The following is a 25,915-nucleotide window of genomic DNA, read 5'->3' as shown; positions in this document are numbered from 1 at the left end:
AGCATTGTCCTATTGCCCGTAGGGATCGGCGGCGTCGCGCAAGCCGTCACCGAGGAAGTTGAACGCGAGCACGGTCATGATCACAGCGAGGCCTGGGGTCAGTAGCCACGGTGCGAGCGAGATCGAACGGAGGTTCTGCGCGTCTTGCAAGAGCACACCCCAGCTCACGACGGGCGGGCGCAGTCCCAGTCCGAGGAAGCTTAGCGCGGTTTCGCCGAGGATCATTTCGGGCACGGCGAGAGTGAGTGCTGCGATGATATATGAGGTCATCGAGGGTAGCATATGCTTGGTGATGATCCTGAACTCCGAGGCACCGGCGAGCTTTCCCGCCATCACATAGTCTTCATGGCGGATGGCAAAAAACTGGCCGCGCACGACGCGGGCAAGATGGGTCCAGCCGATCAGCGCAAGGATGATCGTGATGAGCACGTAAACGAGGATAGGGTCCCATGCGATGGGGAGCGCCGCAGCGAGACCCATCCAGAGCGGGATCGTCGGGATCGAACGGATGAATTCCATCAGCCGCTGAATGGAACTGTCGATCCAACCGCCGAAATAGCCTGAAATCGAACCGAGCGCGAGGCCGAGCACGAAGGCGAAGATGACGCCGACGAGGCCGGCCGAGAGCGTCACGCGGGCACCGTGGACGAGGCGGGAGAATACGTCGCGACCAAGGTCGTCGGTACCCAGAAGATTGATTTGCTCGCGGCGGTCGTCGACACCGAACAAGTGGAAGTCGGTGCGGAAGAGGCCGAGGAAGGTGTATTCGTCGCCGCTCACGAAGAACTGGAGCGGCAAAACCGTTTCCTTGTCGGTCTCGTAGATGACACGCGCGGTGTCGGGATCGCGCTCTCTAGCGAGACCATAGACGAAGGGGCCGACGAACTCACCTTCGTGGAACAGATGCACGCTCGTGGGAGGCGCCAGCGTCCGCAGGCGCTCGATCTCGAAGGGTCCATAGGGCGCAACCATGTCGGCAAAGAGCCCCGTGAGCGCCAGAAGGATCAGGAACCACATGGAGATGACCGCGAGCACGTGCTTTTTGAAGCGGCGCCAGATCAAGGTCCAGGGCTTGGCGGTATAGAGATCTTCCTTGGCGGATGAGCTGACGGGTTGGGGCGTTTCTATGGCCTGATCGGTCATGATCTGTCCTCTCTCACGCGAAACGGATGCGCGGGTCGAACCACGCGAGCAGGATGTCGGATATCAGCGTTCCGATGACGGTGAAGACGCTGAGGATGAGGATGAAGCTACCGGCAAGATACATGTCCTGCATCTTGAGCGCCTGCAGAAGCAGCGGGCCAGTGGTGGGCAGGTTCAGCACTACCGCGGTGATGACGTCGCCGGAAAAGAGCGCCGGGAGCGACCAACCCACCGTGGAAATGAACGGATTCAAAGCAACGCGGACGGGGTAATTCCAGACGACTTGTCGTTCCGACAGGCCCTGCGCATATGCAGTTTCGACATAGGGCTTGCCCAATTCGTCGAGCATGTTGGCGCGCATGACACGGATCAGCCCTGCGGCGCCGCCGGTGGCGAGCACGACGACGGGAACCCAGAGGTGCGAGAGGATATTGAGGACCTTGTCTATGGTCCAGGGTGCGTTCTCGTATTGCGGTGAGATCAGGCCGCCAACATCCATTTGGAGATAAGCGAAGCCGATCCACATCAGGACGAGCGCGAGAAGGAAGTCCGGAATGCCTTTGCCAAGAAAGCCGAAGATTGTGAAGACGTAATCGAAAACCGAATACTGGCGCGTGGCAGAATAGACACCGACGGGAATGGCGATAATCCAGGTGAAGACGAGGCTCAGCGATGAAATCGCGAGCGTGAGGCCAAGGCGATTCCAGATCAATTCGCCAACGGGCTTGTTCCATTCGAGAGAGAAGCCGAAATCGCCGCGGAAGACGATGTTGGAGATCCAGCGCCAATACTGGACGAGCATCGGATCATTAAGCCCGAGCTGTTGGCGCATCATCTCTTCCTGCGCCTTGGTGATGTAATCACCGGCGTTGCGCAACTGCGCGGCGTAGGCAGTCACATAGTCACCAGGCGGCAACTGAATGATCACGAACGAGATGAACGAGATAAAGATCAGGGTCGGTATCGCAAGCAACATGCGCCGAACGATAAAACTGACCATTTTTCCTCCACTGGACGAAAGGGACGCGCACCCGGAGGCGCGCATCCTTGCTTGTGCAACGGCTTATCTTGCCGCTTGAGCTTGGACCTTAGTTCTGTTCCATCCAGAACTGCTGGGGCTGCGAGAAGCCCACGCCGCGGAAGATGTCGTCTTCGACCAGGCCTTCGCGGTGGTTATGGAAGTCGTTTGCCACGATGTTGATGACCGGCTCCTCCCCGACAACACCGATGACAAATCCGGCCTCAACGAAATCGCCGATCAGCTCATTGACCGCCGCATCCGCTGCTTCGATCGTGCCTGCTTGAGAAGCTTCGTCCCAAGCGGCGAAGATTTCGCGGATCGGGTGGTCGGCTGGGGGCTCGATGCCGGATTGTCCGCTGGTTTCGTACCAGAGGAAGTACTGGTTGGCATAACTGTCGCTGCCCATCATGCGGCGCGGATCGGCCGGCACGTACGAAAGGCGGTCGAACGGCATCCACTGAACCTGGAAGCTGTTGTTCTCGCGGTTGGCATCCCACTGCGTGCGATCGATGATACGCGGCAGAAGTTCGATACCCACATCCGAGAGGTTGTCCGCTAGCAGTTCAAGCGAGTCTGAATGCACGGGGTCGTTGGCTTCGACAACGAGAGTGAGGCGTTGTCCGTCCGAGCGAAGCCGGAAGCCGGCGCCGTCGCGTTCGGTCAACCCGATGCTGTCGAGCAGTTCGTTGGCACGATCAGGATCGTAGTCGGTCCAGTGCTGTTCGTACTCTTCGCGAAAATAGGGGGAACCCGTAATTGGCGATGCCGAACGGGGTTCGGCCAGACCGGAGAACGCCAGTTCGTTGACCAACTCGCGATCGATCGCGATGCTGAGCGCTTCGCGGAAGGTCGCATCGGCAAAGAGTGCGCCCAGGACCTCGTCTTCGGTGTTGTGGTTCGGTACCAGAGACCAGACATTCGCCGAAAGTCCGGCGTCGATATGGTAATCGCCGCGCTCTTCATTTTCACGGAAGAACGTGTAATTCGCAGACTGAATGTGGCGCGCCTGCATGTCGATCTGGCCCTGCGCCACCATCAAGTTGAGCGTTTCGGGATCCTGGAAGAGGCGGTGCTCAATGCGGTCGATGTAAGGAAGCTGGTTCCCTTCCTGATCGACGGCGTAATAGTAGGGATTGCGCACCATCGTGACGACGTCAGCGGGAGGGGGCGTTTCGATCTTCCAAGCGGTGATCACCGGAAGGTCAGGGTTGAACCACCAGGCCGTAGCCGCGCCGCGGGAACCCCACAGGTCGGTCCAGCTTTCGACGTTGAACTCTTCTGCGGCCGCTGCCAGTTCTTCCTCGGTCGCGTAATGATTGTTGAACTGCGAGAGATAGTGTTTGGGGAACAGGAAGCTCGGGCGGTCAAGGCTCGGGTCGCCGGTCGAATCCTTAGCCAGGATTTGAAGAAAATAGACGTAGGGCGCGGCGAATTTTACCGTGAACGTGCGGTCGTCGACGATCTCGATCTCCATGGGTGCGCCGCCAGGGGCGAAGGTCGGGTCGATCGAGGGCAGGATCTCCTGGTTGAGGAAGACGTCCTCATACCAAAACTGTACGTCCTCGGTGGTTACAGGATGGCCGTCCGACCATTTGAGGCCTTCGAGCAGGGTGAAGGTGTATTCTTTTGCGTCTTCACTGACTGAATAGGATTCGATGTAGCCCGGCACGAGCTCTGCGGTGCCGTTTTCGTCCGGCGCCCACTTCAGAACGCGTTCTTCCATCAGCTTGGTGGCGCCCCAGCGATCGCCCGGGCCGTTAAAGGCACGCTGCCACGTGCCGCCGTATTCACCCACTTCGACCGCCTCGATGACGGTGGGATTGACTGGCAGACGTTCGTCGACCGGCGGCAGTTCGCCGGCCTCGACCATCTCGGTCAGTATCGGCGATTCCTGGAAAGCCAGTGCTGACGAAACGAATGCCGTCGAGGCGACCAGTCCCGCCGTGATGCCGGCGAGTATGCGAAGGGAATTCATGAATTAACCTCCCTATTCCCTATGAAAACACTGGTGCCATGCGGGATGCGTCTCGACACCGTATTTATGAAAACTTTTCTATTTCCTCCGGTCTGCGTACCTTTGCCCTTTTAATGCATTTCTAGCATTTTAGGGGCATAAGGCGCGCTTCCCGCGGTACAATTGCTAGAAACGATGTCTGAATCAATAAGAAAATATTTTCATAAGTTCATGCGGCCAAGCGCATGCTTCGCTCCGGATCGAAGACGGTAGGATTCTCAGTGCGTTAACAATGGGGGCATTGGGATGCCACTGGCGCGCTATGTGCGTGGGGCGGCGACACTTTGGCGGATGACGAGCTTGCAGCCGAGTTCGAGGCGCTGTGCGGCGCGTTCGCTGTCATTGGCAAGTACACGCCGTTCGAGCAGGTGAAGCGCTTCGGGGCCCATCTGGTTGAGTGGTACATCGACGGTCGTCAGTGCGGGGCTGACGAGTTCGCCTAAGGCCACCCCGTCAAAACCCATGACGGAGATATCTCCGGGGATGTCGAGCCCCGCAGCCGTCAAGGCCCGCATCGCACCCAGTGCCAGGTTATCGGCAGCACAGAAGATCGCGGTGACGTCGCCGGGACCGTCATTGTCTTTAAGCCAGGCCGCTATCGCGTCTTCGCCCATTTTGGGCTCGTATCCGGCCGCCTGAAGGACGTGGGCGCCGGAACGCGGGATGTTGTTGGCCCTGAATGCATCGATGAAGCCGTCCTGGCGCCGGGTGATCGTGGTGCGGCCCTCCCAGGTCAGGTGCAGGATTTCGCGGTGGCCGCGCGATATCAGCCAGTCGGTGGCCATCTGAGCGGCGAAACGATTACCCGGCGCGACACTGTCGACCTTCATTTCCTGGTCTTCGCCGTTGATCAGAACCGTAAGGAGGCCGGCGTTGGAAATGCCGTGGAGCAACTCGCGCCGGTCGTCGTTGATCAGTAAGATGCCGTCAGCGGAGGCTTCCATTGCGGCTTCGACGATCCTCTTTGCTGTCAGCGGTCCGCCGCCCGCCAGTGGGACGAGACGGACGCCCCGGCGTTCGCACTCCCGGGTGAGGGCGTTAAGAACGGTCCAGGAAAAGAGGTTGATCTCGTTTTCCGGCAGCGCGTCGTCGGGGACGGCTAGCAATACGGTGTGGAGCGCTGTGATCGTCGCCTTGGTCTGGCGCTCAGCGAGATAGCCAAGCCGGCGGGCGGCATCCAGCACACGCGTGCGGACCTCGGCGGAAATCGGTGCTGTGCCGTTAAGAACGTGCGACACCGTCGAGATCGCGACCTGCGCCTCGCGCGATACGTCCTTGATTCCTACCTTCTTGCGTGGCGGCATGCGCATCTATCCAGCTCCTCAGGCGGACGGGGCGCGACTGGAGCGTTCAACGACGGTATAGGCGAAGCGGGTTGGCGTCATCGGTGTTTCAGCTTCTCCCCAATCGGATCGTGCGAATCTGGAATGGTGCCAGACCCAAGGTCACGCGTTGGCCGGCGACTGGCAGGGGGCGTGGCTCGCGTTCGAGAAGGTCCACCTCCTGCGCAGTGTCGAATTCGGGTGGAAGGTCGAACCCTGTCTCGGTGTGGTATCCGCGCGTTTCCCAGATTCGCAGGACAATGCCGTCGCCATCTTCCGCGCGCTTGATGCTTTCGACCGTAACTCCGTGACCGCTCAGTGAAAGGAGTTCTGCGGTGGCGCGGGCTCCGCCGACCGCGCCGGGGAGTAGGCGCAGCGGCAGGTTGAAGGCTTCGGCTTCGGCCGGTACGCCTTCGGCGGCAAACGTGCCGTGATGGACGAAGAGGCCATAGCGGAAACGGTGTTGGTCCCGGTCCGCCTCGGGCCACGGGTCGGTGGGCGCGCGCAGGATCGTCAGCCGGAGCGTCGTGTCCCTGGCGTCGTAGCCATACTTGCAGTCGTTCAAAAGCGCGGCGCCGAAATCGGGTTCTGACAGGTCTACCCAGCGGTGCATCGCACACTCAAAGCGTGCGCGGTCCCAGGACGTGTTGCGGTAGGTGGGGCGCTCGACGTGGCCGAACTGGATCTCGGCGGTTGCCCTATCGGCCTTGATATTGAGCGGGAAGGCTGTCTTGAGGAGCGTGTGCTCTTCATGCCAGTCGATCCATGTGTCGAAATCAAGCCGCGCAGAACCGGCCTCGAGGGCGACGATCTGGACGATGCGCGAGCGCTCGTAGCGCCATTCGAGGCGGACCGCAGCGCGGTGGGGGCCAGTTTCGACGACTTGTGCGGAAGCCAGGTCGTCGATCTCCCAGGATTGATCTTCGAAATCGGGATCAATCTCCCAGGCGTCGTAGGCGACGGGCATGTCGCGGAAGGCTTGCAGGCGGTTGGCGGGCTGGCCGGGGAGGATCAGATCGCGGCCGTTGCGCTTGTCGTGAACGGAGGCGATGCGCCCTCCCTCGTCGAGCGCTACGGCAAGAATTGCGTTTTCGATGTGGCGCTTGGAGATGGAGAACTCGGTTGAGGTGGAAGTGGCCCTCTGTCCGCTGGGCTTAACGCTGACGTTGCGTATGCCTGTGGCTGGTACATCGACAAGCGGCGCTGCCTGCTCAACCGTTCCGTCTGGGCGATGGATGGTCTGGGTCGGTATCGAGGTGCCGCCGTCGACGATGGTCTGGGGATCGGCGCCGGGAAACGTCACGAGTCCGTTGCGCCGTCGGGGAAGGACATTGAAGAGCACGTATTCGCCCTCGGGCGCGAGGGTGCCGGCCAGTTCGGCCAACAGCGTATCGGCCTCGGTGAAGAACGCGGCGTAATCGCGGTCACTGTCTTCATAGACGCCGCCGATCGATGAACCGGGCAGGATGTCGTGAAACTGATTGAGGAGTGCGATGCGCCAGAGCTTGTGCAGGCGCTCGGCCGGGTACGGGTGATCGCGGGCTGTCATCGCGAGTACCGCAAGGGCCTCAATTTCACGCAGGGCGTTTTCGGCGAGACGGTTGTTGCGTTTGTTTTTGGCGACTGACGTGAGGGTGCCGCGGTGGAATTCGAGATAGAGTTCGCCGACCCATGTCGGAAAGCTTGCCGGATCGGCATGCATCTTTTTCAGCAGCCGGTCGAAGAACGGTCGCATGGGTTCGTGCTTCACCTTCGGGCAACCCGGAATGCCGCGTTCCATCCGGCGGACGTTTTCAAGCATTTCGCGCGTGGGGCCGCCGCCGCCGTCGCCATGGCCATAAACGAGGAACAATTCGTCGTTGAGTGCCTGCTGGCCGTAGCGTTTCCAGGTCCCCATGACGTGGGTAGGTTTCAGATCGGGGTTATAGGTCGTGCCGATGGATGTGGACGTGTACGGCTGGGTCGTGAGGAAGTAGGCGGGCACGCGCGTGCCGTCGATGCCCTGCCAGAAGAAGGTCTCGTAGGGCATCCGGTTGGTGTCGTTCCAGGAAAGCTTGTGGGTGACGAAGACGTCGAGCCCGGCGAGCGCCATCAGTTGCGGCAACGCGGCTGTGTAACCGAAGGTGTCGGGTAACCAGACGATGCGCGGGCGGACGCCGAAGGTCTCTTCGTGGTAGTGGACGCCGTGAAGGATGTGGCGGACGAAGGATTCGCCACTTGTAATATTGGCATCCGGTTCGAGCCAAAGCGCCCCTTCGATCTCGAAACGGCCCTCGGTCTTGCGGTCCTTTATGCGGGCGAAGAGTTCGGGGTAGTCCTCGTTGAGCCAGTCGAGCAGTACGCCCTGATTATACATGAAGCGGTAGTCGGGATACTCCTCCATCAGCTTGAGCGCTGTCGCCATCGAGCGTGCCATCTTCTGGCGGGTCTCGCGCAGCCGCCAGAGCCACGCGACGTCGATATGGGTATGGCCGGTGGCGATGATCGTGGGTTTTTTCTCGAAATCCGCGGCGTCATAGATCTGCGCGGCGATGCGCTCGGCACGATTGAGGCTTGCGCGGTAACGGCCAGGATCACCGGGGCGGAAGTCGATTTCGGCGAGCGCGGCGTTTACATGGGTGAGGATCAGGTGGCGGCGGGCGTCGTCTTCGGGCAGTAGGCGCGCGACGTCTACGGGGACGCGGAGGTCGTAGTAGACCTTCTCGGTTTGCGTGTCATGGATATGGAGTGAGACGGCAAATCCCAGCTGGCGCCGATCCTCGATGGTGCCGGCCTCGATCAGGATATCGAAGTGCTCTCCGGCCACGGCGCGTTCGGTCAGGAGGACTTCGCGGTGGTTGCCGTCGACGCCTTGCGCAATCTGTCCGTTGACCCGCACGAGACATTGCGGGTCGGACCGACCCATCACGTAGCCGAACTGGGCTTCGACCCGCATGGCGATGCGCTCGCCGACAGCGGACCGGGGGATTTCGGTACAACCTGCGAACCACGTGTAGCTGCCGGGTTCGCCCCAAACGAGATCACTATCGACGTCATCCCAGGTATCGCGCGGCTCGCCGAGGATTTGCGCACGGCTCTCGTGTCCACCGAATCGCACTCTCAATGGCACTTCGGTACCCAGCGGTCGGAAAACGCGGCTTGAAAGCGTGCCAAGGAGGTGGTCGATTTTCGCGAGTCTGTGCATAAGGCGTCCATTGCTGGGTTGGGTGCCGAGGTTAGAGACGTGTGCGCCGGGAACGTACCCCCCTCCGTCGGTCATACCTTGGCCTTGAAATATTTTCATCTACTTTCGTCTGGCCCCAACGACATTACTATCGAGAATCCGTCTTCTCAACTGCCGAATTTCAGCATAATCAGAGATAGTTTCCGCTCCGCATGATTTGTGGCTCCGGTGTTATTCGTGCGATTCCGAAAATAATTTCGTGAGATAAGGTGTGACCAGGATTGCAGATTTTCCCGTCGTGGCCGATGCCGCGGACGCGACCGGGCGGGTGCAGGCGGCAATCGATGAGGCGCATGCCGCCGGCGGCGGCAGGGTGGTACTGGAGGCCGGGGTCCACCGGTGCCGTGGGCTTGTTCTGCGGTCGCATGTCGATCTGCACCTCGCACTTGGAGCGGTGTTGCTGCCGGAACCGGATTACGACGCCTATCTTGAAACGACCGTACGCGTGATCGCCGAAGACAGCGATCGCGCGATGATCGTCGCGCGGGGCGCGCGGGGGATCGCGATTACCGGGATGGGGACGATCGAGGCGGGCGGCGCGTCGTTCATCGCTGGCGACGATCCGGTGATGGGGACCTGGACGCCGGCGCGCCTGCGGCCCCGCGTCATTGTTCTCGATGAGTGCACTGACGTGAGGCTTGAAGGGTTCAGCGTACGTGCTTCGCCCATGTGGACCATCCATGCCATCGCTTGCCGGAACCTCACGGCCCGTGGCGTGCGGGTCGATAACGATAGGCGCATGCCCAATACGGACGGTTTTGTGGTGGATTCGTGCGAGGATGTACTCATCGAGCACATGGAAATCCGCACGGCGGATGACGGGATCGTGCTCAAGACAACGGCCGGGCCCGATGGCGTGCCGATCGGGCCGTGTCGGCGGGTGCGCGTCGTCAAGTGCCTGATCGAAAGCCGGTCGTGCGCGCTCAAGATCGGGACCGAGACGCATTCGCCGGTTTCGGACATCGTTTTTGAGGATTGCGAGATCGTGGCGTCGAACCGCGGCCTGGGTGTTTTCTCCCGCGATGGTGGGGATGTCACCAATGTTCGGTTCTCGCGCATTGTGCTCGATTGCGAGGAAACGCCGGACGGTTTTTGGGGTTCGGGTGAGGCCCTGACGGTGACGGTAGTCGACAGGAGGCCGGACCGGCCAGCGGGTTCGGTCAGTGGACTCGTCGCGGAGGACATTTCTGGCAGTATGGCGGGGGCTATCAATTTTGTGGCACACGCCCCCGGGCGGATTTGCGGTGCGCAATTGCGCCGCATCTTTCTCGCCCAGAGGCCCGGTCCGTATGGCACAGCCCTCCGCTACGATCTCAGACCGACAGCGGCGGATCTTGCACCGCCTCCCGATGGTTCGGGGCGCGCCAATGCCTGGGTGAAGGACGCTGGCGGCAGGGTGGTGGGGCTCGTGCCCTATCCAGGCGGCATGCCGGGTGTTTTTCTCAAGAACGTCGCCGATGTGGAGGAAGAGGACGTGGTTGTCGAACGCCCCGACATCCTGCCGCGCCAATGGAATTCGAAACGCGTCGTACGAGAGTAGTTAAACCGCCAGCCCCCCGGGGTCGAATAGGTGCGTTCGGGCGGTGTCGAGGCGCAGTCCGACATTGTCACCGATGCGGGCCGCCGATTCACTGTCGTCTTCAACGACCATCGCGCCTGCCGCCGTATCAACATAGAGGATCGTGGCATTGCCCAGACGCTCGAGCATGCTGATTCGGCCGCCCAAGTGGGCGTTCGGACCGCCCGGCTCGGACGGGGCAATGTGCTCGGGGCGGATGCCGATCTCGAAATCGTCACCGGATCTCGATGGTACAGGGCCGCGGGTCTGCAATGCGATTGCCGCGTTGCTGCCGGTGAAGGTGATCATGGCCTGGCGCTCGGATGGGAAATCCGCGCGGACCGGGGCAAAATTCATCGCAGGCGAGCCGATGAAGGATGCAACGAACTTGTTTTCCGGGCGATGGTAGAGATCGAGCGGGCCGCCGACCTGTGCGATGCGGCCCTGGTCGAGCACTACGATCCGGTCGGCCAAGGTCATCGCTTCGATCTGGTCATGGGTGACGTAGACCATCGTCGTCGCCAATTCCTGGTGGAGTTTGGCGAGTTCGAGGCGCATCTGGACGCGCAGTTTGGCATCGAGGTTCGAGAGCGGCTCGTCGAAGAGAAAGACTTCCGGGTCGCGAACAAGCGCGCGGCCGATGGCGACGCGCTGTCGCTGGCCGCCTGAAAGCTGGGCGGGCTTTCGGTCCATGTAGTCTTCAAGCTGGAGGAGGCGTGCGACCTTGTCCGATTTTTCCGCGATCGCGTCTTTACGCTCGCCCGCGATGTCGAGGCTGAAACCGATGTTCTGGCGTACGCTCATGTGGGGGTAGAGCGCGTAGGACTGGAACACCATCGAGATGCGTCGCTTGGCCGGCGGGACTTGGGTCACGTCATTGCCGTTGATGATAACCTTTCCCGCCGTAACGCTTTCGAGCCCGGCGATCATGCGCAGGAGCGTCGATTTTCCGCAGCCCGAGGGGCCGAGGAGGGCGCAGAATTCTCCCGCCTCGATATCGAGGCTGAGGTCCTTGATCACTTCGACGAGGCCGAAGTTCTTCTTGAGCGATTTGAGTTCGACATGCGGCATGGGAAAGCCTCCTCCAGCTGTCGTACGGTCTAGTGTTCGCGGATCCAGACCGTCATGGGGCCAGGCTCACGGTTGGCCCAGAGGTAATAGGGGACGGCCGTCAGTGTCGTGGCACTCTCCTGGGGTGGTGCAGTGCGATAGAGGGTTTCCGCCCAGTCCTCGGTTCTCGTGGCTTTACCTTCCGCCTTGAGCACCACGATGCCGTCGAAGAGATCGAGACGATCTTCAACCGACACCGCCGCGTTGCGGGGCAAGGTGAGTTGAGCGACGGGGGTATCGGGATTGTCGACCTGCTCAAGGCAATAGACGAGTGGGCCACGCCGCAGTGTGACGCGGTCGAGGTCCATGCGTACCTTGGGGTTGGCATAGATACGCTCGGGCGCCATTGGGAGATCGAGTGTGATGACGTCGCCTTTCGCCCATTCGCGCGTGATCGCGAGGTAGCCCTTGTCGAGATTGGCTGCGATGTCGACCACCTCACCGTTGATCGAAGCCGTTGCACCCTTTGCCCATTCGGGAATTCTGAGTTTGACCGTGAACCGGCCCGGGGTCTCGGGATCGACGGAGAGGTTGATTTTACCTGACCAGGGGAAGTTGCTCGTTTCAGTCAGTGCGACCTTGCGGCCGCTTACGTCGAGTTCGGCGTGATTGCCGCCATAAAGATGGACTGCGATGAGGTCCTGTCCCGTGGAATAGAAATAGCCACCGACCGAGGCAACGAGGCGCGAGACGTTCATTGTGCAGCACGGGCAGGGGTGCCATTCCCAGCGCCGGTGCGAACCGTCGCTTTCGAGCTTGTTTTCGTAGAAATAGTGCTCGCCGTCTCGGCTCAATCCTGAGAGGGCGCCGTTGAACAGAGCCAGTTCGAGCATATCGCCATACTGGCCGTCGAGGTCGATATTGAGCATGCGCTGGGCCCAGAAGATCATCGCGACCGAGGCGCACGTCTCGGCATAGGCGGTGTCGTTGGGCAGGTCGTAATCGGTGGTGAAGCCTTCATTGGAGGCAGACGGGCCGAAGCCGCCGGTGACGTACATTCGGGTGGTCGTAACGTCCTTCCAGAGGGTTTCGCAGGCTTTCCTGAGCTGATCATCATCCAGGTCGGCGGCGAGATCGGCCATGGCGGCATACATGTACATCGCGCGAACGGCGTGACCGACGACTTTGGTCTGCTCGCGCACAGGAAGGTGCGACTGGCTGTATTCATGCGTCCCAAATACATAGGCGTTGGGATCGTCGCCGCGTTCAACGGCTTCGATATCGAAATAATGCGGTTGCCGGCCGCGTTCGTCGATGAAGTAGGCGGCGAGGTCGAGGTGCTTTTTCTCGCCTGTCAGATGGTAGAGCTTGACCAGTGCGATCTCGATTTCCTGGTGGCCGGGATAGCCGCGTCTTTTGCCTGTCTCAGTGCCGAAGGTTGCGCGGATGTGGTCGAGATAGCGTTCCATCACATCGAGCATTTTGCGCCGTCCGGTCGCCTGGAAATAGGCGATGGCGCCTTCGAGCAGGTGGCCACAATTATAGAGCTCGTGACGGTCGCGCAGATTGGTCCAGCGCTTGTCGAATTCGTGGCCGACATACCAGAAGTTGAGATAACCGTCTTCGCATTGGCCGGCTTCGAGCTTGTCGACAATCTCGTCGATCTGGGCTTCGATGGTGGCGTCACGGCGGTGCGACAGCGCGTAGGCTGCCGCTTCGATCCATTTGCCGATGTCGGAGTCCCAGAAGAACTGGGTGGTGAAGCCCATGTGATTGCGCGGGATACGTAGGGGCGGCGGCGGGTCCTTGAGTTCGAGAGATTCGAGAATCCCCTCACTGCCGAGCTTTTCATACTGGCTGGGGATAGTGCGCGTTAGGACGGTTTCCAGCCGTTCGCGCCAGAAGTTGCCGGTAAGATCGACCTTGGTGAAATCCGCCGGTGCGTATTTGCGCATTTATGTCTCCTGCCCTTTGTGTTCATTCGGTGTGCCGCCGCAGCTTTCGCGCACGACAAGCGTGCACGGGAGCCGCAGCACGCCCTTAAAGGTTTCCCCGCCGATCATGCGGATGATCCTGCGGCCGGCCTCGCGGCCGAGGTCGTAAAGATTCATGTCGATGCTGGTGAGCCGAGGGCGGGCCGCTTCGGTCATGACGTCCCAGTTGTCGAAGCCCACAACGCGCACGCTGCCGGGAACCGGGATCTTGAGGTCGCGTAGCGCTTCGAGAACCCCGCGGCCGATCTGGTCGTTGCCGCACACGATGCCGTCGGGTGCGGTCGTCGGGTCCGCAAACAGTATGCCGATAGCCTCGCGACCCCACTGTTCGGACCAGACACCCTTGATGATACGGGACGGATCGGGATCAAGGCCCGCGGCGTCGAGTGCGTCGTGATAGCCTTTTAGGCGCAGCCGGACGGCCTCGAAGTGCTCGGGGCCGGTGACGTGGGCGACGCGTCGGCAGCCGAGACCGATCAGGTGTTCGGTCGCGAGCCGGGCGCCGCCCTCGTCGTCAGGGAGCAGGCAAAACGAGTCGGGGTCGTCACTCTGGGAAAAGACGTAGAGCCGGGGTAAGTCCCCGACGTTGGTGGTCAGACTGGGCCGCCGGTCGGCGCGACGGGCGGTGAAGACCAGGCCGTCGACACGTTTGCCCATCAGTTGGTCGATGTGCTGGCGCTCGCGCTCGGGGTCGTCGGTGGCGTTGGACATGAAGACCGCGATGCGTTCGGCGGCGAGCTCGCGTTCGAGCCCTTCCATGATCGGCATAGTGAAACGGCCGAAGCTGTCATTGGAGATAAGCCCAACGGTGAAGCTCTGGCCACGGTGCAGCGATTGGGCGAGGTCGTTGGGCCGGAACCCCATTTTACGGGCGATGCCTATGACGCGCTCGCGGGTTTCCGCCTTGAGGGCGCCGGCGCCATTGAGGGCCTTGGAGACCGTGCCGATGCTGACGCCGGCTTCGCGCGCGACGTCGCGGATCGTCGGCGCTTTGTGGCCTGTCCGTTCGGTTGTTGTGCCGGGTGGTCGGCCTTGTTCGGTCTTGCTCATGGGTGCTTCCGATCCGCTATTTCACTGCGCCCGAGAGCAGACCGGAAACGTAGTAACGCTGCAACAAGATGTAGATCAGCACGCACGGAATGATCGAAACGATGACGCCAGCCTGCAGCGCACCCCAGTCGACGACGCCGAAAATGCCGGTTGAAACGCCGGTGAGCATGACGGGAACCGTGAAGCTGGTTTCGCGGCTCATGAAGACGAGAGCAGCGATGAACTCGTTCCAGCTCATGATGAAGGCAAAGAGAGCGACGGTAACCATGCCGGGCAAGACCAGCGGCAAGAACACACGACGCAATATCTGGAGCGATGAGCACCCGTCCATTACGGCTGCCTCTTCAAGTTCCTTGGGAATGCCTTCGAAGCTGTTGCGCATCAGGTAGACCGAGAAAGGAAGCTGCAGGATCGTGTGGATAATCGCGAGACCGAGGTGGTTGTTGGTCAGCCGCAGCTCGGAAAAGAGCAGGTAAAGCGGGGTGAGCATCGCCTGGTAGGGGATCATCATGCTCGCGAGCAAAAGGAGGAAAAAGAGCTCCTTGAACGGTATGCGGTAGCGGGCAAGCGCATATCCCGCGGGAACCGCCAGCCCGAGGCAGAGCGCGATCGTCAGGAAGGCGACGATCAAGCTGTTGGAAACGTATGTCCAAAGACCTGCCTGGTAGGTGGCGACGGTGAGATAGTTCTCAAGGCTGAGCGCATTCGGGAAATAGGTCGGCGGAACGGCGCTCGCCGCCTCGGGGGTCTTGACCGAGGCAAGGAACGACAGGACCAGCGGGGTGAGCATGATCGTTATCATGAAGATACAGATCGCACCCACCAGGTAGCGTCGGGCTCCCGTTTCCCCCACCTGCCGGGCTTCGACAATACCGCCAGTGGTAACATCTGGTGCGGAAACGATGTCGGTCATTGGGCTTCACCCCGGCGTTGAATGGCGATCTGCAGGGCGGCACCGCACATGATGACAACCATCAGGATGATCGAAAGCGCACTGCCATAGCCCAGTTTGAAGTAGACGAACGAGTTCTGGTAAATCCAATAGACCGACGTGAAGGTCTGTCCGCGCGGTGCGCCGCCGGTCATCAGGTAGAACTGATCGAAAGCGAGCATCGAGCCGATGGCGCTAATGAGTGTGGCCAGAAGGATCGAACGCGAGCTTAGGGGGACGATGATGCGGCGCACCCGCTGCCAGTAGCTCGCGCCATCGATCATCGAGGCTTCGACGATGTCCTGGCCGATGGTTTGCATGCCGGCGAGCATGATGATCATGCCGAAGCCGACGATTTTCCAGACGACCGAGACGATCACCGCGAATAGCCCGAGATGCGCGCGGTTGAACCAGACCATCGGCGCGTCGAGCGCGCCGATATCGACTAGAAGCTTGTTCAAAAGCCCGACCTGTTGGTCGAAAAGCCATACCCACAGCAGGCTGGAACTCGCCAGACCGATCACGACCGGCAGAAAGATAACGCCGCGCGTGAATTGCACCAGCGGCCTGTTCTCCGCAACGAGCAGAGCGAGCAGAAAACCCAGCCCGATCAGGATCGGCGTGATGATTACCGTGTACTGGACGGTGAACCAGAACGAGCGCCAGAAATCCCTGTCGGTGAAGGCCTGGATGTAATTGTCGAACCAGACGAACTGCCCGCCACCCAAGAGCGACTCGCTCGTCATCGAGATGTAGATGAGCTGGCTCAATGGATAGAAGACGAACACCGCGACGAACAAGAGCGCGGGCGTCAGATAGAGAAAGCCGACGAGTCTGTTGTTGGTGGCGAGCATGGCTGGTTGTCCCAATTAAGGCGCACCGGCGGGAGCGCCGGTGCGCCAAAGGCCTTATTGGCTGGCGATTTCGAGCATTCTCGCGCGCGCATCCTCGATGGCGCTCTCGACTTCGCCATCAAAGACAGCGCGCTGAATCATGTTGATCCACGGGCTCGAATCGGAATTGACCATGGTTGCGAAGTGGAAGACCCAGGGCACGTAACCTGCTTCCAGTGCCTGCGCTGTGGCCTGCACCTTTTCATTGCCCTGGAAATACTCGTTGTCAGCGAGATCTGTGCGGGTCGTCAGGATAGAATTCTTGGCAAGACCCTCGAGTTGTGCCTCGTCGCTCAACACCCAGCTTACGAATTCGCGGGCTGTTTCTTCATTGGGAGAACCCTCGGGGATTGCAACGACGTCGCCGCCAACGAAGCCGCTCACCTGGCCGGGTTCGAGGCCCGGGAGCAGGGTCACGCCATAGTCGAAGTCGGGGAACTGGCGTTCCATCAGCGAGAGCAGGAAGCCGCCCGAACCGGTGATGCCGATATTGCCGGTGGTGAAGGCGGAAACGAAATTTTCGCCAGCGTCGACTTCCGCGCTTTCGGGTATGAGGCCTTCTTCCCACATCTGCCGGTACTGATCGAGCACCTCATGGATGGCCTCGCCTTCAAGTGCGGCATCCTCGCCGTTGCGGGGCAGGATTTCCGCGCCGCCGGCGACCATGATCGGCGAGGTGACAAAGATGTTGCAGCCCGGGCACGAGCCGGCGAAATAAAACCCGTAGGTATCGTCGTCCAGCGCGCCGATTTGGGTCGCCATCTCGTGGATTTCGTAAATGGTTTCCGGCGGGTCCTCCGGGTCGAGCCCGGCTTCGCGGAACAGTTCCTTGTTCCAGACGAGGATCGACACGTCCGGGGTGAAGCCGACGCCGTAGATCCGGTCCTCGTATGTGGCGATATCCTTGTACGCCTGAATATGCGTCTCATAGTTCGGATCGCTCTGAAGCTGATCGGTCAGATCGGTCAGAAACCCCGCGCGCATGAAGTCGGGCATGTAGATCAGATCGAACGAAATGAGATCCGGCGCCTCGCCGGCCCGCACGCTGGTCGCGAGTTTGGTGACCAATTGGTTGTCGGGAATCGCGGTCAATTCGATCTGGGCGTCGTGGGTACTGTTCCACAAGTCGACCATGAGTTGACCGGGATCCGCAGCGCTTTCACGGACCCACATCGTCAGGTCCTGAGCGAATACGCTTGAGGTCATCAGCGCGACGACCGAGGCCGCCCCGAGGGGCGCTTTCAAAAGTCTGGGCAAACCCATTTTAGTCCTCCCTTTGCCGCAAGCCAAAGTGATGCGGCTCCTCCTCATTCTGTTTCGGAAAAGCTTTTCCTTCGCTGTGACCGATAATCCGTGGCAGCGCTCCTCACTTCACTTGCCGGTCGGAATTTTCGGGTTAGGAAAAGCTTTTCCTTACAACGATGACACAAGTGCGTTCGACATTCAAGGGGTGGGGGACATGAATCAAGTCATCAGCGCTCGCTTACAGCACCGCTCTCACTCAATCCGTCCCGCATCAGTAAAATCAGGGGGTTAGCCGTACTGGCTACGTGCGTTTCCCGACCGGGCGGATGGCGACGCTTTGCAAAGCCGTCAAAGTCGCCGACCGTTACATGCGCGTCATATACGTCCGCTAACACTACGTTGCACGCGCGTGCAAAATGCTGATTTTCTCTCATTCAGGGGCTGACAATCGATGACTACGATGAAGCGAAAAATTACCGTGGCGATGGCCGCCGCCCTCCTCTCGGCTACCGCGGTTGCCGCGCAGGCCGAAGACTATACGATCACCGTCTGGTCCGGCGGGACCGGCGATACCTCTCACTACCGCGTCGACGCTATCGAGATGGCGGCGGATCTGCTCGAGCGCGAAGCTGCTGTGCGTGGCGAAGAGCTGAACATCACGGTCGAGAAGCAGGTCTGGAGCGGCTGGGACGATTTCAAGCAGGCCGTAACGCTTGCCGCTGAATCGGGCACGGCGCCGAATATTATCGTTACCGGGCACGAGGACATCGGTCCGTGGGCTCAGGCGGGAATATTGCGTCCGGTCGAGGACTATGTGGACTTCGACGTTTGGCCGCTCAACCAGCTTTACGACAACCTCGTCGAGGTTTCGAGCTACGACGGACAGATCTGGGGCATTCCGCAGGACGCCGAATCCCGCCCCTTCTTCATGTCTCGCGCACACCTCGCGGAGATCGGGTATTCGGAAGACGAGATCGACGCGCTGCCTTCGCAGATCGAAGCTGGCGAGTATACGCTTTACGACATGCTGGAAGACGCCGAGGCGATGCAGGATGCCGGTGTCGTCGAAGCGGGCATGGCCTTTGCGCCGCGTGTTTCGAACGGACCGGATTACTGGCAGTTCTACCAGAGCTTCGGCGGCGAGATGGTCGATCCGGAGAGCGGCCAGTTGATCTTCGACCGCCAGGCCTTGACCGATATGTACCAGTTCTTCGTCGACGCGGCGGAAATGGGAGTTGTCCCCGCGACGTACCTGGGCGGCGACTGGGACGAATGGCACCGCAACGTGGCCGCCGGTAGCTACGGCATGTGGCACGGCGGTACGTGGCACAAGTCGCAGTGGGAAAACCAGTTCGAGTTGACCGACTTCTTCGACAAGATCGCGTTCTCCCTCATCCCTGCCGGCAATGAGAACGGCCGGGCGAACACGATCACGCACCCGCTCGTCTATCTTATCTCGGCGACGGGCACGGACGACGAGGCGGCGATTGCCGCCGAACTCATTACCATTGCGTCCGAGCCACGTATCAACTCGCTGCACGCGGTTGAATCGGGGCACCTCGCGATCGGCGAGGCCCAGGCCAGTGTACCGCTTTATGCCAACGACCGCTGGAGCACCGAAGCGACAGAGGCCCTTCTGCCGCACGCCAACGCCATTCCGAACAATGCCGATTTCGGCGCTTATTGGGATGCGATGTATCAGGGGCTCGAAGCTGCCTGGACCGGCACGTCGTCGGTCGAAGACGCGGTGAACATGGCCCAGGCACAGGTCGAAGCCGATCTCGGCGACGGCATCATCATTCGCTAAGAGGCACGCACAGTGACCGACACAGCCTCATCATCAGGAGGCATCAGGCCGGACGCGCTCGTGCGTCCGGCCGACCCGGCCTCGGATCTGGAAAAAGCCGCACTCAAGGGCCGGCCGAAGGTCAGCCTGCTCGGTCTGGGTATGCTCAGCCCGGCTGCGGTGCTGCTGCTTGTATTCTTTTTTGCGCCTGTGGTGCTAACAACGATATTCTCGTTCACCAACATGACGAGTGCTACCGGGATCAGCGGCGGCGCCTATGTTCTCTCTCCAAACTTGCTGCGCGAACTCGAACGGTCGGGTGTCGATTCCGATACCCTTGCAGCGCTGGGCACGGAAAGCGTTGTTGTCGACCAGGAAAGTATCGCTGCGGCGCGCGCGGCGGGGGTAGAAGAGGATTTTCTCGAGGAAATCGAGGACGATCTGCTGGGCGTGGATTTCGATAGCAAACAGGATTTTGAACGCGCTCTCAAGGATTTGCCAAGCCACCTGCGCCGGACACGTGACCTTAAACTTGCCGCCGATCATTTCCTGGTTTCGGCGCTCAACACCCGGTTTGCGACGCGGGCCGAAGCGAGCGATGCGATTTCGGCGCTTGCGCCCGATATCGCGCCGGGAACGCGCGATCGGATTTTGGATGCCAGCTACACCGGCTGGGTCTGGACGACCGAGAATTTCAGGCGGCTTGCCACTCAACCCGAAACCTTGCGTCTTGTTCTCAATACGTTTTTCTATGTCGCGGTAACGCTGGCGTTCAATGTGCTCGTGGGGCTGTTCCTTGCCATCACGGTCTTCTACCTGCCCAAGGGCACGGGAATGGTCTTCAGCGTCCTTTGGCTTCTGCCGCGGATCACTCCGGTCGTTCTTTATGCGATCATGTGGAAGTGGTTCACCTGGGATGGCGGGTTTGTCGCGAGTTTCGCCGATTTGGTGGGATTGCCGTCCTTCAATTATATGAAGGGGTCGGTGCCGACGGCCTGGACAATCGTCATTCTGGTCAATGGCTGTATCGGCGCGTCTTTCGGCATGATCCTTTTTTCCGGGGCGCTGAGATCCATTCCGATGCAGCAGCTTTGGGCGAGCGAGGTGGATGGCGCCAGTCGCTGGCAGCAGGTGCGATACATCATACTGCCGCAGATGCGCTGGCCGATCCTTTTCGTAACCTGCTACCAGTCGATGTCGCTGCTGTCGTCGTACGAACAGATATGGCTTACGACCAATGGCGGGCCGGGCAATACGACCATGGTGTGGGCGCTCGAATCCTTCAGGACCGCGCTTTCGAATTATACGGGCAATCTCCAATACGGACAGGGCGCTGCCATGGCGCTGGTGCTCGTTATCGTCGGGCTCGTGCTTTCGATCATCTTCCTGCGCATGTTCCGGTTCGGCGAGCTCGTCGAAAAGCCGAAGATCGAGTTCTAGGAGGGCGCGATGCAGACAAAGAATTTTGCAAGCTGGCCCATAGTTCTGGTCCTCACGGCGATCAGTCTGCCCCTGGCGATCATGTACGCCTCCCTTGTCATCGACAGTTTCACCAATACGCCCGCCGGAGCGGTGCTTCCCAACGAGTTTACACTCGAGCATTGGGCGTTCCTCGTCGATCCTACCATCACGGGCAACGTGTGGACGGTAACCTTCAATACGCTGATCTTCGCCTTCACGATGGTTGTGGTGGTGCTTTCGGTCTCCGCGACCGGGGGGTACGCGATGTCGCGGCTCAACCTGCCTTATCGGCGGTTCTTTCTGGCCGGCATTCTCGTCATGCACGCATTTCCATCGGTGACGCTCATTATTGGCGTGTTTCTCGTTTTGCAGTTTGCCGGACTTTACGACACGCTGATCGGGGTCATTCTCGTCAAAGCGGCGCTGACCCTGCCATTCGGCGTCTGGATCATGAAGGGGTTCTATGATGCCGTGCCGTGGGAAATCGAGATGGCCGGGCTGCAGGATGGCGCGGATCGGTTCACCGTCTGGCGCCGGCTGATCCTGCCGCAGGTTAAACCGGGGCTCGTCGCGCTGGGGGTCTTCGCGTTCATCGATGGATGGGGCGAGTTCCTACTACCGCGGATACTGGCGCCGACGACCGAATTTCAGGTGCTTTCGGTCTACCTCAATAATGTCTCGGTCCCGGATTCGGTGGACTATGATTTCAATCTCTTCAAGTCGGTCGGGCTATTCTACACCCTGCCGATCCTCATCCTGTTCATCGTCTTCCAGAACCGTCTGATGAACATTTTCGGCGGAGGTACCAAAGGCTGATGCAGATCGTACTAAAGGACTTCACCAAAAGCTTCGACGGCCTCACGGTCATCGACAAGCTCAATCTTACGATCAATGACGGGGAGATGCTGGCTTTGCTCGGCCCGTCGGGATGTGGCAAGTCGACAACGCTGCTTGCAATCAGCGGTATCTTGCGCGTTAACGGCGGTCAGATCCTGTTTGGCGACAAGGATGTCAGCAATCTGCCGAGCCAGAAGCGCAATGTCGGCGTCGTCTTCCAGAATTATGCGCTCTACCCGCATATGACGGCGTTCGAAAACATCGCCTTTCCGCTGCAGGTGCGCAAGACTGGTGCCGCCGAGATCGAAGAGCGCGTCAGGGAAATGGCACGGCTCACCCATATCGAACCCTATCTCGACCGGCGGCCGGGACAGCTTTCGGGCGGGCAACAGCAGCGCGTGGCGTTGGCGCGGGCGCTGGTGCGGAGGCCCGATGTCTTGCTGCTCGATGAACCGCTGGCCAATCTGGACGCCAAGCTGCGCCTCGAAATGCGGTCGGAAATCCGCCGCATTCAGCTCGAGACGGGCATCACGGCCATTCTCGTTACCCACGATCAGGTCGAGGCGATGTCGATGGCCGACCGGATCGCGATCATGGACCATGGACGGATCCAGCAGATCGCGGCGCCGGAGGACATGTATCACCGCCCGTCAAATACGTTCGTTGCGGGGTTCCTCGGCAATCCCCCCATCGTGTTTCTCGAAGGCAAGGCCATCGGGAACGGCGCGTTCGAGTCGGCATCCGGCATGCGTATGCCGCTGCCCGAGCGGTTGACGGGGCTGGCGGCTGACCAGCCGATCGTCATGGGCGTCCGGCCCGAGCATTTCGGCGTCAAAGGCCGCCACACAGTCAGGGGTACGGTGAGTTTCATCGAGCCGCAAGGACGCGAGACACATTTCGATCTCACCGTCGCCGAGGGTGAGGTGCTGCGGTCTATTCAAGCCGCGCGAACCGACATTTCACTCGGCAGCGAGGTTGAGTGGCCGCTCGACGTCGACAAGGCGCTCGTTTTCGATTCCGAGGGCAACCGGCTGTGAAGCGGCGTTCAGAACGGGTATATCCGTGGCCGCCCCAGTGGGATGGGCGGCCGCTCAATATCGCGCATCGCGGGGCTTCGGCGCATGCGACCGAGAACACTTTGCAGGCGTTCTCGACCGCGGCCTTGCTGGGCGCCGATATGTGGGAGATCGACGTCCGGCTGACGGCCGATGGGGTGCCGGTGGTCTCGCATGATCCGGACCTGGGTGTTTTTGGGACCGACGGCATCATTGCGGAACTGACGTGGTTGGACATCACGCGGATCGCGCCGGATCTGCCTGAGCTTGACGCCGTCATTGCATTGGCGGAGGCATACGGGCAGGGTCTTTACGTCGAGGTCAAGGCGGCGGGGGCAGGGCGCATCGCTGCCGAGCGCATGGAGCGGGCGCGTTTCACGCGCGCGGCCATCGGCAGTTTCGATGGTGACGAGGTGCGTCGCCTTGCTGACGCCTCGTGCCCCTTTCCGCTCGCTGTGCTGGTGCGGCTGGGCGAAGATCCGTTCGAGCGCGCCGAAGAGACAGGCGCGGACATTATCCATCTTTGCTGGGAGCGTGGTGGCGCGCGACCGCAGGATCTGGTGACGCCGGCCCTTCTGGCGCAGGCCCAAGGCGAAGGGCTCGGTATCGTGCTCTGGCACGAGGAGCGTCCGGACGTTCTTGTGGATCTGGTCGAACTGCCTGTTCTTGGGATCTGTACCAACCAGCCCGAGCTTATCGCCGCGTTGGACCCGCGCCACGCGAGCGGCATCGAAATGGTCTGTCATCGCGGCTCGAACCGCTTTGCGCCCGAGAACACGCTTGCATCGGCGCGGCTGAGTTACGATCAGGGCTGTGCCTATGTCGAGGTCGATGTGCGCGAAACCGCGGACGGAGAGATCGTGGTCCTGCATGACCCGACGCTCGACCGGACAACCGATGGGACCGGGCCAGTGGCGCACAGGACGCTTGCCGAGGTCAAGGCGCTCGACGCAGGGGGGTGGTTCTCGCGGTTTCACGCGGGCGAACGCGTGCCAACGCTGCGGGAATCGATCGCGCTGTGCCAGACGTATGGGCGTCAACTGTATATCGAGAACAAGTCGGTGGAGCCGGCCAGGGTTCTGGCCGTGGTCAATGAGATGAACTTTCTCGATCACTGCTTTTTCTGGTCGGGTGACCCGCGGTTGCAGGCGGGCATGCGCCTCGCTTCACCTAGGGCACGAATCAAGTCGAATCTCGGTGGCTACGCCTCCATGAGGGAGATGCTTGATCATCTCGATCCACAGATCGTGGAACTGGGCGTGGATGACTATGAGACCTATGCCGAGGACTGCAAACTGGCGGGCTCGGTGCCCATGATGCAGTATTTCGGGGATAATCCGGACGTTTTCGACCGAATCGTTGCCCTTGATCCTCCCATGCTCAATCTTGACCGCAGTGACCTTCTGCTCGCGGCTTTAAGGCGTCGCGCATGAAGCCAGATTCCGGCGCACGAGGTGCAGCGTTCATGTCGAAAATCGTCAAGACCGGACGGACGCCGACGTCGGAAGACGTGGCGCGACTGGCCGGGGTTTCGCGTTCGGCGGTATCGCGCACCTTCACCGATGGCGCGAGCGTATCGCCCAAGACGCGAGAAAAGGTCATGCGGGCGGCGGACGTCTTGGGCTATCGGGTCAATTTTCTGGCGCGAAGCTTGTCGCAGCAGCGCACGCGGCTCATCGGGCTCGTGGTATCCGACATGGATCACTCGCTCCGCGGCAGCCTTGTCGACCGGCTCGCGCGGGGGCTTGTCGCACTCGACTACCGGCCGTTCCTCCTGCCGACAAATCCGGGCGACGACGTGGGCCATCTCATCGATATGATGCTCCATTACAACGTCTCGGGTGCCATCGTCACTTCGGACACGCCGCCCTCGCAGATCGCCGACGCGTGCGTCGCCCATGACGTGCCGTTGGTGCTGGTCAATAAGGCGGAGGTCGGCGGCAAGGTCATCAACGTTTCAATGGATTCGCGAAAGGCCGGACGTATGGGCGCCGAGGTGCTCTACGACGCCGGATGCCGAAGCGTTGCCATTGCCAGTCAACGACGTGCTTCTCACACGATCGGGCTGCGCAAGAAAGCATTTACGGCAGCCTGCGCGGATCTCGGTATCGAAATCGTCGGCGATTTCCAGGGGGCGATCCAGGACTATGCGGGTGGCGTGGAGGCCGCCGAGGCGTTTCTCGCGAGCGGGCTTGCGCCAGACGCCGCCTATTGCGTCAACGACTATCTAGCGCTCGGTTTTCTCGATCATATCCGCTACACCGCGCATATGGATGTGCCCGGCGATCTCAAGGTTGCCGCATGCGACGACATCGCCGAGGCAGGGTGGCAGAGTTACGACCTCACGACCGTGCGCCAGGATCCCTCCGCAATTGCCGGTGCCGCGATCACTGCGCTTATCAATCGTATCGACGATCCCGACCTGCCGGTACCGCCGATCTTCATCGATGTCGCGCTGGTCGAACGCAATTCGACCCGCGCGGCGCCTTCCTCCCTTTAGGCCCTATTTCTCATGACACAGATGCTCGATAGTGCGCAGGAATGCGCCGTGCGGCGTGAAGCCGCAAAAGATATCATTCGCGAGGCCGGCCGTTTGGCGCTCGAATATTTCGAGCGCTATACGTCTCTGACCGTCGAGACGAAGACGGGGCAGCAGGATGTGGTCAGCGTCGCCGACCGGGCCGTCGAGAGCATGCTGCGCGAGGCCGTTGCCGCACGGTTTCCGAACGACGGGCTCATCGGCGAAGAGCATGGCCACCTTGCCGGCAGCTCGCGGTTCAGCTGGCTGATCGATCCGATCGACGGGACGAGCTGTTTTCTGCACGGGTTGCGCTCCTGGTGCGTGGCGATTGCCGTGCTCGAGGATGGCGCGCCGGTTTTGGGGCTCGTTTATGAACCCTGCACGGGGTATCTGTATTGGGCCGAAAGGGGGCGCGGTGCGTATCGTGACGATGCGTCCATTTTCGTGGATGCGATGACCCCGTTCGGAGGCGGGCTGATCGCCATTGGGGCAAGCCAGGACGCGTCGGCGGCGCATGTGGGGTCGGTGATTGCCGGCGTGCTCGAGGCCGGCGGCGTCTATATGCGCAACGGATCGGCGGCCCTGACGCTGGCGCACGTCGCGGCGGGGCATTATCTGGCGTTTTACGAGCCGAAGCTGCGGGCCTGGGATTGCGTGGCCGGGTTGCTCCTTGTGGCCGAGGCCGGCGGGGAGGCTGACGATTTCCTCGCCGGGGGCGGGCTACTTGAGCAAAAGCCCTGCTTTGCGGCCGCGCCGCAGGCGGCGGCCATCCTGCGCGATATCGCGTTCGGGTGACCGCCAAAGCGGATGT

Annotated in this window: 19 protein-coding genes and 1 pseudogene; 9 read left to right on the top strand and 11 right to left on the bottom strand. The window is 60.8% G+C overall.

Translation table 11 applies throughout. The annotated features are described in order from the left end of the window. Positions 1 to 9: 9 nt before the first annotated feature. The 5 genes from LSG43_RS11880 to LSG43_RS11860 all read right to left on the bottom strand — a co-directional run bounded on the left by LSG43_RS11880 (position 10) and on the right by LSG43_RS11860 (position 8,597). The gene (locus LSG43_RS11880; RefSeq protein ID WP_231804359.1) at positions 10 to 1,143 is read right to left on the bottom strand and encodes an ABC transporter permease; all 1,134 of its coding nucleotides are present in this window, start codon (positions 1,141 to 1,143) and stop codon (positions 10 to 12) included. Between the two features lie 13 nt (positions 1,144 to 1,156). After that, the gene (locus tag LSG43_RS11875) at positions 1,157 to 2,143 is read right to left on the bottom strand and encodes an ABC transporter permease (protein ID WP_231804357.1); all 987 of its coding nucleotides are present in this window, start codon (positions 2,141 to 2,143) and stop codon (positions 1,157 to 1,159) included. An 88-nt stretch (positions 2,144 to 2,231) separates the two neighbouring features. Then, on the bottom strand, positions 2,232 to 4,139 hold the full coding sequence (locus LSG43_RS11870) for an ABC transporter substrate-binding protein (protein ID WP_231804355.1): 1,908 nt from the start codon (positions 4,137 to 4,139) through the stop codon (positions 2,232 to 2,234). 299 nt (positions 4,140 to 4,438) lie between these two features. Further along, positions 4,439 to 5,488, bottom strand: coding sequence for a LacI family DNA-binding transcriptional regulator (locus LSG43_RS11865; RefSeq protein WP_231804353.1), 1,050 nt, complete (start codon positions 5,486 to 5,488; stop codon positions 4,439 to 4,441). An 82-nt stretch (positions 5,489 to 5,570) separates the two neighbouring features. After that, positions 5,571 to 8,597: an alpha-mannosidase gene (locus LSG43_RS11860; protein ID WP_231804691.1), complete on the bottom strand. Its 3,027-nt coding sequence runs from the start codon at positions 8,595 to 8,597 to the stop codon at positions 5,571 to 5,573. 337 nt (positions 8,598 to 8,934) lie between these two features. On the opposite strand from LSG43_RS11860, the gene pglB reads away from it, so the two are divergent. Beyond that, entirely contained in the window at positions 8,935 to 10,263 is a 1,329-nt protein-coding gene (gene pglB / locus LSG43_RS11855; protein ID WP_231804351.1) for a polygalacturonase PglB, read from the top strand. Here pglB and LSG43_RS11850 read toward each other — a convergent pair whose 3' ends face one another. Genes LSG43_RS11850 through LSG43_RS11825 form a run of 6 tightly spaced genes read right to left on the bottom strand, consistent with a single transcriptional unit; the run spans position 10,264 to position 17,462 of the window. Continuing rightward, positions 10,264 to 11,352, bottom strand: a complete 1,089-nt coding sequence (locus LSG43_RS11850; RefSeq protein ID WP_231804349.1) for an ABC transporter ATP-binding protein — start codon at positions 11,350 to 11,352, stop codon at positions 10,264 to 10,266. A gap of 29 nt (positions 11,353 to 11,381) precedes the next feature. Beyond that, complete coding sequence (locus LSG43_RS11845; RefSeq protein WP_231804347.1) at positions 11,382 to 13,286, bottom strand: glycoside hydrolase family 127 protein; 1,905 nt, start codon at positions 13,284 to 13,286, stop codon at positions 11,382 to 11,384. Beyond that, positions 13,287 to 14,375, bottom strand: a complete 1,089-nt coding sequence (locus LSG43_RS11840; RefSeq protein ID WP_231804345.1) for a LacI family DNA-binding transcriptional regulator — start codon at positions 14,373 to 14,375, stop codon at positions 13,287 to 13,289. It lies immediately after the preceding gene. Between the two features lie 16 nt (positions 14,376 to 14,391). Further along, positions 14,392 to 15,288, bottom strand: a complete 897-nt coding sequence (locus LSG43_RS11835; protein ID WP_231804343.1) for a carbohydrate ABC transporter permease — start codon at positions 15,286 to 15,288, stop codon at positions 14,392 to 14,394. Next, the gene (locus tag LSG43_RS11830; RefSeq protein WP_231804341.1) at positions 15,285 to 16,160 is read right to left on the bottom strand and encodes a carbohydrate ABC transporter permease; all 876 of its coding nucleotides are present in this window, start codon (positions 16,158 to 16,160) and stop codon (positions 15,285 to 15,287) included. The genes LSG43_RS11835 and LSG43_RS11830 overlap by 4 nt, the downstream gene beginning before the upstream one ends. 54 nt (positions 16,161 to 16,214) lie before the next feature. Continuing rightward, positions 16,215 to 17,462 (bottom strand): ABC transporter substrate-binding protein, encoded by a 1,248-nt coding sequence (locus LSG43_RS11825; protein WP_231804339.1) that lies wholly within the window; start codon positions 17,460 to 17,462, stop codon positions 16,215 to 16,217. 433 nt (positions 17,463 to 17,895) lie between these two features. Here LSG43_RS11825 and LSG43_RS11820 point away from each other — a divergent pair, with 433 nt between their 5' ends. The 8 genes and pseudogenes from LSG43_RS11820 to LSG43_RS11790 all read left to right on the top strand — a co-directional run bounded on the left by LSG43_RS11820 (position 17,896) and on the right by LSG43_RS11790 (position 25,899). Beyond that, a complete protein-coding gene (locus LSG43_RS11820) occupies positions 17,896 to 19,251 on the top strand; it encodes an ABC transporter substrate-binding protein (RefSeq protein ID WP_231804337.1) in 1,356 nt (451 codons plus the stop codon). 12 nt (positions 19,252 to 19,263) lie between these two features. Then, a complete protein-coding gene (locus LSG43_RS11815) occupies positions 19,264 to 20,670 on the top strand; it encodes a carbohydrate ABC transporter permease (RefSeq protein WP_231804335.1) in 1,407 nt (468 codons plus the stop codon). A 9-nt stretch (positions 20,671 to 20,679) separates the two neighbouring features. Then, positions 20,680 to 21,507: a carbohydrate ABC transporter permease gene (locus LSG43_RS11810; RefSeq protein ID WP_231804333.1), complete on the top strand. Its 828-nt coding sequence runs from the start codon at positions 20,680 to 20,682 to the stop codon at positions 21,505 to 21,507. Continuing rightward, complete coding sequence (locus tag LSG43_RS11805; RefSeq protein WP_231804331.1) at positions 21,507 to 22,565, top strand: ABC transporter ATP-binding protein; 1,059 nt, start codon at positions 21,507 to 21,509, stop codon at positions 22,563 to 22,565. The genes LSG43_RS11810 and LSG43_RS11805 overlap by 1 nt, the downstream gene beginning before the upstream one ends. After that, a pseudogene (locus LSG43_RS16690) lies at positions 22,562 to 23,281 on the top strand (glycerophosphodiester phosphodiesterase); the annotation flags it as partial. The gene LSG43_RS11805 and the pseudogene LSG43_RS16690, both read left to right, overlap by 4 nt. A 36-nt stretch (positions 23,282 to 23,317) precedes the next feature. Beyond that, positions 23,318 to 24,016 carry a glycerophosphodiester phosphodiesterase family protein gene (locus tag LSG43_RS16685; RefSeq protein ID WP_255714238.1) on the top strand — a complete coding sequence of 233 codons (699 nt, stop codon included), beginning with the start codon at positions 23,318 to 23,320 and terminating at the stop codon, positions 24,014 to 24,016. Further along, positions 24,013 to 25,083 carry a LacI family DNA-binding transcriptional regulator gene (locus tag LSG43_RS11795; RefSeq protein ID WP_231804327.1) on the top strand — a complete coding sequence of 357 codons (1,071 nt, stop codon included), beginning with the start codon at positions 24,013 to 24,015 and terminating at the stop codon, positions 25,081 to 25,083. Before LSG43_RS16685 ends, LSG43_RS11795 begins: the two co-directional genes overlap by 4 nt. Before the next feature lie 12 nt (positions 25,084 to 25,095). Next, entirely contained in the window at positions 25,096 to 25,899 is an 804-nt protein-coding gene (locus LSG43_RS11790; protein WP_231804325.1) for an inositol monophosphatase family protein, read from the top strand. Positions 25,900 to 25,915: the final 16 nt, after the last annotated feature.

Source organism: Pelagibacterium xiamenense (genome assembly GCF_021166475.1).
GTDB lineage: Bacteria > Pseudomonadota > Alphaproteobacteria > Rhizobiales > Devosiaceae > Pelagibacterium > Pelagibacterium xiamenense.
The sequence above is the reverse complement of the archived record's forward strand: the minus strand, read 5'-3'. Positions and strand labels throughout refer to the sequence as shown.

Bases quoted from the DNA above. Each gene is read 5' to 3' on its own strand.
- LSG43_RS11830 (WP_231804341.1), bottom strand. From the start codon at position 16,160: ATGCTCGCCACCAACAACAGACTCGTCGGCTTTCTCTATCTGACGCCC.
- LSG43_RS11790 (WP_231804325.1), top strand. From the start codon at position 25,096: ATGACACAGATGCTCGATAGTGCGCAGGAATGCGCCGTGCGGCGTGAA.
- LSG43_RS11870 (WP_231804355.1), bottom strand. From the start codon at position 4,139: ATGAATTCCCTTCGCATACTCGCCGGCATCACGGCGGGACTGGTCGCC.
- LSG43_RS11845 (WP_231804347.1), bottom strand. From the start codon at position 13,286: ATGCGCAAATACGCACCGGCGGATTTCACCAAGGTCGATCTTACCGGC.
- LSG43_RS11835 (WP_231804343.1), bottom strand. From the start codon at position 15,288: ATGACCGACATCGTTTCCGCACCAGATGTTACCACTGGCGGTATTGTC.
- LSG43_RS11865 (WP_231804353.1), bottom strand. From the start codon at position 5,488: ATGCGCATGCCGCCACGCAAGAAGGTAGGAATCAAGGACGTATCGCGC.
- LSG43_RS16685 (WP_255714238.1), top strand. From the start codon at position 23,318: ATGGTCTGTCATCGCGGCTCGAACCGCTTTGCGCCCGAGAACACGCTT.
- LSG43_RS11795 (WP_231804327.1), top strand. From the start codon at position 24,013: ATGAAGCCAGATTCCGGCGCACGAGGTGCAGCGTTCATGTCGAAAATC.
- LSG43_RS11805 (WP_231804331.1), top strand. From the start codon at position 21,507: ATGCAGATCGTACTAAAGGACTTCACCAAAAGCTTCGACGGCCTCACG.
- LSG43_RS11880 (WP_231804359.1), bottom strand. From the start codon at position 1,143: ATGACCGATCAGGCCATAGAAACGCCCCAACCCGTCAGCTCATCCGCC.
- LSG43_RS11810 (WP_231804333.1), top strand. From the start codon at position 20,680: ATGCAGACAAAGAATTTTGCAAGCTGGCCCATAGTTCTGGTCCTCACG.
- LSG43_RS11820 (WP_231804337.1), top strand. From the start codon at position 17,896: ATGACTACGATGAAGCGAAAAATTACCGTGGCGATGGCCGCCGCCCTC.
- LSG43_RS11850 (WP_231804349.1), bottom strand. From the start codon at position 11,352: ATGCCGCATGTCGAACTCAAATCGCTCAAGAAGAACTTCGGCCTCGTC.
- LSG43_RS11840 (WP_231804345.1), bottom strand. From the start codon at position 14,375: ATGAGCAAGACCGAACAAGGCCGACCACCCGGCACAACAACCGAACGG.
- LSG43_RS11825 (WP_231804339.1), bottom strand. From the start codon at position 17,462: ATGGGTTTGCCCAGACTTTTGAAAGCGCCCCTCGGGGCGGCCTCGGTC.
- LSG43_RS11875 (WP_231804357.1), bottom strand. From the start codon at position 2,143: ATGGTCAGTTTTATCGTTCGGCGCATGTTGCTTGCGATACCGACCCTG.